Genomic DNA, 11,397 nt, shown 5'->3' with positions numbered 1-11,397 from the left:
GGGTATTAAATTCAGTAAGCAGCCGTTGCGTTTGGTGCCACTCACTGAAATTTGATCAGACCCTATAAATAATTCCCGATCAAATTTTAACTAAAAAAAAGCACTGCATGAATGCAGTGCTTTTTTAATTTAACAATAATGAATGATATTTTTATAATTCAATAACCGTAATCGCTTCGCTTGGATCAAATTTTTCAACACCGGTTTTAGATGTTTCAACAGGTACCATTTCAATTTCATTATCAAACGCAGTATCGAACTCAGTTAATTCGTCTGCACGCTCTAGATCCATGTTTACAAAATCAAAAGCATTAGTATCTGCCAGATGACTTGGAACGATGTTACGGATCGCGTTAAAACAATTATTTACACGTCCAGGATTTGCTTCATCCCACTGGGCGAGCATAGCTTTGACGGCTTGACGTTGTAAGTTTTCTTGTGAACCGCATAGGTTACAAGGAATAATTGGGAATCCTTTAAACGCTGAGTACGCTTTAATATCAGCTTCACGACAATATGCTAGCGGACGAATAACAATGTTACGCTTATCATCAGAAATTAATTTTGGTGGCATCGTTTTCATTTTAGCGCCATAAAACATATTCAAAAATAGCGTTTCAACGATGTCGTCGGCGTGATGACCCAGTGCCAGTTTTGTTGCACGTAAATCAACAGCTGCGTTATAAAGAATGCCACGGCGTAGACGAGAGCAAAGACTACACGTTGTTTTACCTTCAGGGATCTTTTCTTTAACGATGCTGTAAGTATCTTTTTGAACAATCTTGTATTCAATACCAAGGTTATCAAGGTAGCGAGGGAGAATATCTTCAGGGAAACCCGGCTGCTTTTGATCTAAGTTTACCGCAATGATATCAAAACTGATTGGTGCAGCTGCTTGTAATTGAAGAAGAATGTCGAGCATCGTAAAACTGTCAGCGCCGCCAGACAAACAAACCATGACTCTGTCACCATCTTCAATCATATTATAATCAATGATTGCTTTACCTGTTTCGTGGCGCAGCTTTTTTTGCAGTTTCGCAAATTGCTTTTTTTCTAAAGCGGTAAAATTTTCAGGATTCATTCGGACACTCAGGATAAATATTGCTGTAAGCTGCGCAGTATACCCAAGCAGTCTGGAAAAGCAAGTTCCGGTGCTAGAGCGTACTGTACGCTTAAGTTTCTAGGTTATTATTTTGTAATCATTTTAAGGCTAAAAGATCACAGTTAATCGAATCAATAACCATCTCTGCAGTATTGCCGATTAAAAATGCAGAAAACCCATTACGTGTTGGTGCGCCTAGAATGACTAATTCGGCATCCACATCTTGCACGATATCGGCGATAACATCTTCAGGTGCACCCGATTGTATATGTACATTTTCTTTAGCAATATTAAATTTCTGTGCATGATTATACATAGCGGTCTTATGATGTTCTTCTATTTCACGATTATAAGCAAGCGCATCAAAATTGGGGATCTCAATAGAAATATGCTCTGGTGTACTAGGGTATGCATTGGCTAGATGTACGTTTGCATTCAATAACTCTTTTAATTCAATTGCTTCTTGTATAATTCGTTGGTTAATCGAATTATCATCAGAACTTAAGCTAGTATTTTCAAGCACCTGAATTGCAGCGACTATATTACCATCGACTGGCCATTCATGCTCTTTTACTAATAAAACAGGGCACTGACTTTTACGTAATAAATGCCAATCTGTTGGTGTAAACATCACTGCACTTAACTTATTATGGTTATGCGTGCTTTTTACAATTAAGTCGTGATTATTGCGCTCGGCTTGTTCTAAGATCGATTCGAATGGGCGTTTATGCCAAACCAACGTTAAATTTATTTTAGCATTGGGATAATCTTGTTCTAACTGGGCTGTAAATGATTTTTGTTCTTCAAAAACAATCGCGTCCTGCATTGACTCACGCTCATCACTTGAAAATAGTGAGGTGAGTTCATAAGAGAGATCATAGATAACAAGAAGCAGAGAAATAGAAACGTCATCTTGCTGAGAAGCAAGATACAAAGCACGTGATAATGCCACTTGTGGTGTATTAACTGGGTCTGCAACCACTAGAATATTTTTATATTTATTCATAAAGGCTCCTTGATAACAATAGAATATAGATTAAGTATATGTTTATTATATTGATTATACAAAATCAATAATCTTACTTACCTAACTATATCTCAATTTGTGATAGATGCCATAAATGCAGAATTATTTTATAGAATTAGAGATGTAGTTGTAAATGCAGATTAACGCAGGAGGGGAATAGTATAGCGGTTGTAGATAAAAGCTGTGAGGTAGGGGAGCTAACTCACAGCTACATACTAAGACTCTTTCTTACCAGCAAGTAAAGCCAAGCTTTCACGATTAATAATACTGATGTATTTGCCTTTTACTTCAATCATGTCACTTGTTTGAAAACGACCAAGTAAGCGACTAATTGTTTCAACAGTAAGGCCCAAATAGTTACCAATATCACCACGCGTCATCGTCAAGCGGAACTCTTTAGCTGAGAAACCACGTTCAGAGAAACGTAAAGAAAGGTTATTTAAAAAAGCAGCAAGACGCTGTTCAGCATTCTTTTTACTTAATAATAAAATCATTTCTTGGTCAGCAGCTATTTCACCACTCATTAAACGCATCACTTGGCGGCGTAACATTGGCATTTTACCAATTAACTCATCAAGTGTATCATAAGGGATTTCACAAACCATCGATGTTTCAAGAGCTTGTGAGAAACTCGGATGAATGCCAGAGCTTAATGCGTCAAAACCAATTAGATCACCAGCAAGGTGGAAACCGGTAATTTGTTCATCACCCTGCTCTGTGATTGTATATGATTTAACAGAACCTGAGCGAATAGCATAAAGCGCTTTGACCTTATCACCAGCTTTGAAGATTTCATCGTGTTTTTGAAACGGTTTTTTACGTTCAATAATTTGATCTAGAGAATCTAGCTCCGAATCATTCAAAGAATATGGTATACATAGTTGACTAATACTACAATTTTGGCAGTGAATTTCACTCTTTGAAGCAGCTGGTCGTGTTGGTATCTTTTTATCTAAGGCCATAATTCCAATAAACTCTTTTGATATATGTCAATATTGTAGCAAATTTATATACCAGAAGCACTTAATTGTACTATTGCTATATAAATAACATGTAAACCGAATAACATGAGTAATAAACCACTACACTTCTTAAACTTAGAACTCTGTATTAAGCTGTTGAATTTACTTGATAAACTCCCCACTAAAAACATAATAGGAAAGGTTCCTAAGCCGAATGCAAACATGGTTAGTGCCGAGTCTAATGCCGATCCACTAGATAAAGCGAGTGTTAATGCAGAATAAACTAAGCCACAAGGTAACCAACCCCATAAAAATCCTAATGGGAAGGCATGGTAGGGTGTCTTTAATGGTAAAAACTGTCGCGCAAGTGGCTGAATGTAAACCCAAACTAAGCGTCCAACTTTTTCTAGTTGGAGTATCGCAGAATTAAGCTGTGCAATGTATAAACCAATTAGAATTAGGGTAACACCAGAAATAAAACGCAGTATCAGTAATAGATCATAACCTGCGCCAAAGTTTAATCCAATCTGCGCTGTATACCCAACGATAGCACCGATTAACGTATAGCTACTGACTCGGCCTAAATTATAAAAAAGTGGGGTAAGCGAATTAGGCCCTGAAGATTGCTTGTTTGCATGCGCGATCGCACCAGAAATTCCACCACACATTGCAATACAATGACCCGCACCTAACACACCTATCATAAATGCTGCGATTAAATTACTTATCATGTTTAACGACACTCGATTCGTTGTTGTTATCATCATCATCAAACAAAATATTACTGCCTTCACGTTCTAAATCTTCGAATTGATCTGACTTAACAGCCCAAAAGAAAATACCCACTGCAATAGCGACAAAAATCATCGCTATTGGGATTAACATAAAAATAATTTCCATTATTTCAACAACCTTAATGAATTGCCAATAACTAACAGTGAGCTAAGTGACATACCGATCACCGCTATATACGGAGGTACACTTCCTGAGATTGCTAACGGTAAAATTAATGAATTATAACCAAGCGCCCACATTAAGTTTTGTTTGATTATTTTATATGTTTTTGTCGCAGTAGCCAGCATATATTTCATTGCGATAAAATCAGTACTTAATAACACCACATCTGCACTATTTTTAGCTAAATCAGAGCCTTCTCCCATGGCCACTGAGACTGTCGCGGCACTCAAAACAGGAGCATCATTAACACCATCACCCACCATTAACATCATTTTGTTATTTGCTTGCTGTTCATTAATGTAAGCAAGTTTTCCCTCTGGTGATAGGCTTGTTTTCTTATTCGAAATCGCTAAGCCTGCAGTTACTTTGTTGGTATTGTTTGCAGTATCACCGGTTAACAGCGTAACCGCTAAGCCAGACTCAGCAATATAATCTAATGTTGTCGCAACATTATCACGCATTTCATCTTGAATATAAAAACGTGCGATAAGTTGCTCATTTTTCGTTAAATAAACCACTATTTCTTTACCATCCAACTCTGAACTGACTTGTTCGGTAAATTTAGCAGAACCGATCTTATAGTGACTACCATCAACCATACCTGAAATGCCTAAACCGATATGATTTTCTGTCGTATCAAATTGAATTTTATCGCTGCTCGATTTAAACGCAGATGCAATAGGGTGCGTTGAATGCTGCTCTAGTGACGTAGCCATACGTAACAGTTCATCCTCAGAAAGTTCACCATCAGATTTGATACTAGTAAGGGTAAACTTCCCTTTAGTTAATGTACCGGTTTTATCAAATGCGATCTCATCAATCTTGGTAAGTGATTCAAGCACGTGCTCTTTACGAATAAGAATGCCACGTTGAGAGAGAAAACTTGTTGCACAGGTCAATGCAGTCGGTGTAGCCAGCGATAAGGCGCAAGGGCAGGTAGCTACAAGCACCGACAAGGTGACCCAAAAGGCTTTTTCGGGCGCATAGTTTAGCCAGAAAAGATAAGTACCAGCAGAGATTATTAACAATGCTAATACGAAATAACGAGATATTTGATCGGCCAAAATAGAAATTTGCGGTTTAGAAGACTCCGCAGTATTTTGTAAGCGAATAATCTCTGAAATTAAATTATGTTTATGTGTTTTAGTCACACACACCGTAATTGTTTGTTCTACGTTGAGGCTGCCGGTATAAACACCGCTATCGATTGATTTAACAATAGGTAAAAACTCACCAGTAAGCATTGACTCATCGACACTTGTTTCGCCATTCATAATAATGCCGTCACAAGGGACCACTTCACCACTTTTAACAATAACGTAGTCATTTATTTTAAGTTGTTTAGTCGGAATAAGCTGTTCTGATTTATCGTCATTTACACGCAGTGCCATATTAGGGATAAGCTTAGCCATGTTGGCACTGAGCTCTGATGTTTTCTTACGTGCTCTTAACTCAAGGTAACGGCCAAACAATAAGAAAAAAGTAAACATTGAAACAGATTCAAAATATACTTCACCGGTGCCTGTCATTGTCGCATATGCTGAGGCTGTATAAGCACCGAGTAGGGCGATGGAAACGGGGACGTCCATACCGAGCGTTCGAGTTCGTATATTACGTAGTGCATTGGAATAAAAAGGTTGTGCCGAATAGAGCAATACCGGTGTAGCAACGATTAGACTTACCCACCGGAATAGTTCACGGTACATGTCTTCCATATCACCAAACCAAGTTGAATACAGGGCCACAGCAAACATCATAACTTGCATGGTTGCTAACCCAGCTAAACCTAAGCGCCTAAAATAAGACTTAAGTTGCTTGTTATACATCAACTCATGCTGGTCGGCTTGAAAAGGGGAGGCGCTATAACCGAGTTTACTAATTCGTTTTAAGATATCACTGAGTTTTATTTGTTCATCGACCCACTTGATCGCAATACGATTACTGGTCGCATTTACATTGATAAAATGGATACCTTTAGTACTGCGGAAGCTTCTTTCGATTAACCAAGCACATGCCGCGCAAGATAGTCCTTCGACAGTCAAGGTGATCTCTTTTATTTCACCATCTTGATAAACAAATTCATCTTGAATTTCATTATCATCATAAATTTCTAATCGAAGTAGTTCATCAGGTACTAATTGTTTTGCTGTGGGGGATAAGTCAGTCCTGTGTTCATAATAAGAACTTAACCCTGATCCAACTATCATTTCAGCGACAGATTGACAACCTGGACAACACATTTCACGTTCTTCTGGCGCAATGTACACTTTATATTTATTTTTATCTGCCGTTAAAACGACTTCACCACAGTGATAACAATCAGTACCGTTTGACATTAGTCTTGCTCGCCGTCTAACTTAATTTCAGAATCATTTGGATATTGAACATATTCCTGTACACGCCACGCGCCATCAAATGACTCTGCACGTACACGCCATTTACCTTGTAGCATGTCTGCAGGGATCTCTACGCGATAACTACCATCACCAAATGCGGTCGCGAGTACTGAAATATCATGTTTTGCTAACGTTACGTGGAAGAATGAAATGTTAAGCGCTTCATTTTCTTTCATGTCGCCAGTTGCTGGCTTGAACACCGCGAAACCGTCTTCGAATTTAAGCGAAAAAGTAATGTTTCGTGCTAATGCTTCATGATATTTAGTTAGGTCTTGGTTAATCTTTTTACCATCTTTATAGTAATCATCAGAAACCATATCCGGTTGATTATTTTGAAAAACAAAAAAGGTAGATGTACCAGCTACGACGGACAGCGCAGGAAAGAAGATAACGAACCAGAACCATGGTTCTTTATACCAATAAGATTTCATTGTGAGCTCCAAGAAGGGAAAGGTGAAATTTAACAAAGTTATAGCAAAAAAAAAAGCTCCATTCGGTAAATGGAGCTTTAAATTAACACTATTACGTTACTTTACACTTAAACTGTAAACATAACTGCTTAATAGCATTACTTTATCTTCACCAAGGATGTGACTCCATGCTGGCATTACACCGTTACGACCATACTTAACAGTTTGTTCGATAGCTTTACGTGAGCCACCGTACAACCAAGTTTTGTCAGTCAGATTTGGAGCACCTAGCATAGTCATGCCTTTAGCATCTGCGCCGTGACAAGCTGAACAAGTTTGAAGGAATACTTCTTTACCTGCAGCTGCTTCACGTGCATTTACTTTACGACCTGATAAACCAACAACATACGTTGTTACTTGATCAACTTTCTCATCACCTAATACAGGTAACCAACCCGGCATTACGCCAGCTCGGCCGTGCATGATAGTCGCTTTGATATCAGCAGGATTACCGCCGTATAACCAAGCACTGTCAGTTAGGTTAGGGAAGCCTTTTGCACCACGAGCATCAGAACCGTGACACTGGGAACAGTTTTGTAAGAATAGGCGTTGACCTACTTTTACTGCTTCAGGGTCTTTAGCAATGTCAGTAATTTCACGGTATTCAGTAAAGTTACTTTCTTCTGTTTTTACTAACTTGTTAAATACAGCAGCATATTTTACATCAGCTGATTCAACTTCACGCTCATACTCGTTAGTACTAGTCCAGCCAAGTAAACCTTTGTAGTTGCCTAGACCTGGATAAAGCGCGAAATAGATAAAACCACCAATACAAGTGAAAATAAATAAATACTTCCACCATGTTGGTAATGGGTTATTTAACTCTTCGATACCATCGAAAGAGTGACCCATTGATTCGCCTTCTTTAACGCCTGTATCATTCTTGTTACAGTACCAAAGTAAGGCTAAGCAACCAAAGATGCTGCCTAGTGTGATCACTGTGATCCAAATACTCCAAAAAGTACTCATAATCATAAACTCCTAAATACGAGCAGATTTTTCTTTCTGCTCTCCATTAAGTGAATCACTGTGGACTGATTCATCAGCAAATACTAAATTAGCAGCTTCATTAAACGACTTTTTTTGACGTTTGCTGTAAGCCCAAGCAATTATACTGATAAAAATGGCCATTAGTATTAGGGTATAAACCCCTTGAAATGTACCGTAATCCATAAGTTACACCTTATTTTAATGCATGACCTAATGATTGCAGGTAAGCAACCAATGCGTCTAGTTCAGTTTTACCTTTAACAGCTTCTTCTGCACCAGCAATATCAGCATCTGTGTAAGGAACGTCAAAGTAATCTTTAAAGATACTCAGTTTCGCAGCAGATTCTGAACCATCTAATACATTTTCAGCCAACCAAGGGAAAGCAGGCATGTTTGACTCAGGAACAACACTACGCGGGTCAAGTAAATGCGCACGTTGCCAATCATCAGAATAACGACCACCAACACGGGCTAGATCTGGACCAGTACGTTTAGAACCCCATAGGAACGGATGCTCCCAAACAGATTCACCAGCAACAGAGTATGCACCATAGCGCTCTGTTTCGGCACGGAAAGGACGGATCATTTGACTATGACAAACAGCACAGTTCTCTCGCATATAGATATCACGGCCTTCCATCTCTAGCGCCGTATAAGGACGTAGAGTATCAAGCGGTTCCGTTGTATCTTTTTGCCAGAACAGTGGTGTAATCTCAACCATAGCACCAAAGCTGATCGCAATGACGATGAAGATTGCTAATAAACCAATGTTCTTTTCAATTAATTCATGTTTCATAAGATATCTCCTTTCTATGCCGCTTCAGCGTCAGCTTTGATTGAGTGATCAGCTGCTGAGATTGTCTTAAAGACATTGTATGCCATTAATAACATACCAGTCAGGAAGAACACACCACCAATGAAGCGTACGAAGTAGAATGGATATGAAGCTTGAAGTGATTCAACGAAGCTATACGTTAAAGTACCGTCAGCATTTACCGCTCTCCACATCAGACCTTGCATTACACCCGAGATCCACATTGCGACAATATAAAGTACAGTACCAACAGTTGCTAACCAGAAGTGAACGTTGATCAGCTTAACGCTGTACATACGACCTTGGTTAAATAACACTGGGATTAAGTGGTAGATAGCACCGATAGATACCATTGCAACCCAACCTAGCGCCCCTGAATGTACGTGACCAACAGTCCAGTCAGTGTAATGCGATAGTGCATTTACACTCTTAATTGCCATCATTGGACCTTCAAACGTAGACATACCGTAGAAAGATAAAGACACAATTAGGAAACGTAGGATCGGGTCATAACGTAGTTTATGCCATGCGCCGGAAAGCGTCATGATACCGTTGATCATACCACCCCATGATGGAGCAAATAGAATTAACGACATAACCATACCAACTGATTGAGTCCAATCAGGTAGTGCTGTGTAATGAAGGTGGTGAGGACCAGCCCAAATGTACAGCGATACTAATGCCCAGAAGTGAACAATTGATAAACGGTATGAGTAAACAGGGCGGTTTGCTTGCTTAGGAACGAAGTAATACATCATACCTAGGAAACCAGCTGTTAGCAGGAAGCCAACGGCATTGTGGCCGTACCACCACTGAACCATTGCATCGATAGCGCCACCATAAATAGAATAAGATTTCATCATATTCAGTGGGATCGCTGCACTGTTTACAATATGTAAAACAGCAACGGTTAAGATGAATGCACCAAAGAACCAGTTCGCAACATAAATGTGCGACGTTTGGCGTTTAATGATGGTGCCGAAGAATACAACCGCATAAACAACCCAAACGAGCGTGATTAAAATATCAATCGGCCATTCAAGTTCTGCGTATTCTTTTGTTGTGTTATAACCGAGTGGTAATGATATAACAGCTGAAAGAATAACTAGTTGCCAACCCCAAAATACAACAGCAGGTAAAACGCCGCCAAATAGGCGCGCTTGACACGTACGTTGAACAACATAAAAAGATGTTGCCATTAGGGCCGAAGTACCAAATGCAAAAATTACTGCATTGGTGTGTAGGGGACGAAGACGACTATAAGTTAACCAAGGTGTATCGAAATTTAGTGCAGGCCAGATTAGCTGTGCTGCAATTAGCACACCCACTGACATTCCAACAATACCCCAGATAACAGTCATCACAGTAAACTGTCGTACAACTTTATAGTTATAGTCAGTTTTTATAGGTGAATGAGAGCTCATATTTTGCTTCCGGTGCTACGAATAATTAAACATCTGTTGATGCGTGAATACCCAAAAAGAATATGTGTAAATCTAGGTAATCTAAATTGACAGTCATACTCAGATGGGGATATTACGCGATTTTCCGTAACATTAACAGCGGAATTTGTTTGTTATATTGTTAAAAACGTTATAAAAATAGAGTGTTATAATCAGTTTGATTTAGATCAATAAAAAACAGCTTTAAAATGTAATTTCGATGTGTGAATTGACAAGGATCAAGCAATCGTAAACGATGAAAACACCAAAATATATGACAGTGTGTATAAGCAATGAAGAGAGCTGATGAAGATGTACTGGCGTTGTTGCTGGCTTGTTAGTAAAAAAGGCTAACCACTCTGACTATAAAATGAGTGATTAGCCTTTCAATTAATGCTTATACTAGTTAACAACTAAACTTTTAGCTTGTGGGTGATTAAATCGACCTTAAGCTTTTAAAGCGGCTGATACAATGTCTTGCGCTTCGCTTAAGATTAACGCTAAATGAGCTTCATCTTTAAAACTTTCAGCGTAAATTTTGTAAATCGCTTCTGTGCCAGATGGACGAGCCGCAAACCAACCATTTTCAGTTGTCACTTTTAAGCCACCAATTTTACCGTCGTTACCTGGTGCATTGGTTAATTTAGCGGTAATTGTTTCGCCTGCTAAGGTTTTTGCTTGAACGAGTTCTGGTGACAAGTTAGATAGAATTGCTTTTTCTTCAAATGAAGCGGGCGCATCAATACGGTTGTAAACAGGTGAACCAAACTCTTCGGTCAGTTCTGCATAAAGCTGCGCTGGATCTTTACCTGTTACCGCAAGTATCTCTGCAGATAATAGTGCTAAAATGATACCGTCTTTATCGGTTGTCCAAACAGTGCCGTCTGTGCGTAAGAATGATGCTCCGGCACTTTCTTCGCCACCGAATGCAAAGCTTGCATTGTGTAAACCGTCAACAAACCATTTAAAACCAACAGGTACTTCACAAAGAGGGCGTTCAATCTTAGCTGCTACACGGTCAATCATCGAGCTTGATACAAGTGTTTTACCTACTTTTGCATTTACCGGCCAGTTTGTGCGGTTAGTAAATAAGTATTGAATTGCAACTGCAAGGTAATGGTTTGGATTCATCAAGCCACTTTTAGTGACAATACCTTTGCGGTCATAATCGGGATCATTACCAATGGCGATGTCTAAATGATGTTTTAAGCTAATCAAACTTGCCATTGCATAAGGT

General features: G+C 39.0%; 11 protein-coding genes and 1 pseudogene. All 12 read right to left on the bottom strand.

Features of this window, described 5'->3' with window-relative positions; all coding sequences use genetic code 11:
* Positions 1 to 151: 151 nt before the first annotated feature.
* The gene (ttcA, locus tag QNK26_RS10330; protein WP_319222717.1) at positions 152 to 1,081 is read right to left on the bottom strand and encodes a tRNA 2-thiocytidine(32) synthetase TtcA; all 930 of its coding nucleotides are present in this window, start codon (positions 1,079 to 1,081) and stop codon (positions 152 to 154) included.
* A 118-nt stretch (positions 1,082 to 1,199) separates the two neighbouring features.
* Positions 1,200 to 2,108, bottom strand: a complete 909-nt coding sequence (gene uspE, locus QNK26_RS10325) for a universal stress protein UspE (RefSeq protein WP_319222716.1) — start codon at positions 2,106 to 2,108, stop codon at positions 1,200 to 1,202.
* A gap of 236 nt (positions 2,109 to 2,344) precedes the next feature.
* Positions 2,345 to 3,091: an FNR family transcription factor gene (locus QNK26_RS10320; RefSeq protein ID WP_319222715.1), complete on the bottom strand. Its 747-nt coding sequence runs from the start codon at positions 3,089 to 3,091 to the stop codon at positions 2,345 to 2,347.
* A 44-nt stretch (positions 3,092 to 3,135) separates the two neighbouring features.
* Positions 3,136 to 3,822: a sulfite exporter TauE/SafE family protein gene (locus QNK26_RS10315; RefSeq protein ID WP_319222713.1), complete on the bottom strand. Its 687-nt coding sequence runs from the start codon at positions 3,820 to 3,822 to the stop codon at positions 3,136 to 3,138.
* Positions 3,812 to 3,991: a cbb3-type cytochrome oxidase assembly protein CcoS gene (ccoS, locus tag QNK26_RS10310; RefSeq protein ID WP_319222712.1), complete on the bottom strand. Its 180-nt coding sequence runs from the start codon at positions 3,989 to 3,991 to the stop codon at positions 3,812 to 3,814. Before ccoS ends, QNK26_RS10315 begins: the two co-directional genes overlap by 11 nt.
* Positions 3,991 to 6,384, bottom strand: coding sequence for a heavy metal translocating P-type ATPase (locus QNK26_RS10305; protein ID WP_319222711.1), 2,394 nt, complete (start codon positions 6,382 to 6,384; stop codon positions 3,991 to 3,993). Before QNK26_RS10305 ends, ccoS begins: the two co-directional genes overlap by 1 nt.
* Positions 6,384 to 6,875: a FixH family protein gene (locus tag QNK26_RS10300; protein WP_319222709.1), complete on the bottom strand. Its 492-nt coding sequence runs from the start codon at positions 6,873 to 6,875 to the stop codon at positions 6,384 to 6,386. Before QNK26_RS10300 ends, QNK26_RS10305 begins: the two co-directional genes overlap by 1 nt.
* A 96-nt stretch (positions 6,876 to 6,971) precedes the next feature.
* Positions 6,972 to 7,883, bottom strand: a complete 912-nt coding sequence (gene ccoP / locus QNK26_RS10295) for a cytochrome-c oxidase, cbb3-type subunit III (RefSeq protein WP_319222708.1) — start codon at positions 7,881 to 7,883, stop codon at positions 6,972 to 6,974.
* Between the two features lie 12 nt (positions 7,884 to 7,895).
* Positions 7,896 to 8,087 (bottom strand): cbb3-type cytochrome c oxidase subunit 3, encoded by a 192-nt coding sequence (locus QNK26_RS10290; RefSeq protein WP_319222707.1) that lies wholly within the window; start codon positions 8,085 to 8,087, stop codon positions 7,896 to 7,898.
* A 10-nt stretch (positions 8,088 to 8,097) separates the two neighbouring features.
* Positions 8,098 to 8,700: a cytochrome-c oxidase, cbb3-type subunit II gene (gene ccoO / locus QNK26_RS10285; RefSeq protein ID WP_319222706.1), complete on the bottom strand. Its 603-nt coding sequence runs from the start codon at positions 8,698 to 8,700 to the stop codon at positions 8,098 to 8,100.
* A gap of 14 nt (positions 8,701 to 8,714) precedes the next feature.
* Positions 8,715 to 10,142, bottom strand: coding sequence for a cytochrome-c oxidase, cbb3-type subunit I (gene ccoN, locus QNK26_RS10280; protein ID WP_319222704.1), 1,428 nt, complete (start codon positions 10,140 to 10,142; stop codon positions 8,715 to 8,717).
* Between the two features lie 465 nt (positions 10,143 to 10,607).
* Positions 10,608 to 11,397 (bottom strand): annotated as a pseudogene (locus QNK26_RS10275) (phosphoglucomutase); the annotation flags it as partial.

Source organism: Moritella sp. (assembly GCF_033791185.1).
Taxonomy (GTDB): Bacteria; Pseudomonadota; Gammaproteobacteria; order Enterobacterales; family Moritellaceae; genus Moritella.
Note: the sequence above shows the minus strand (reverse complement) of the source record. Positions and strands in the feature narration are given on the sequence as shown.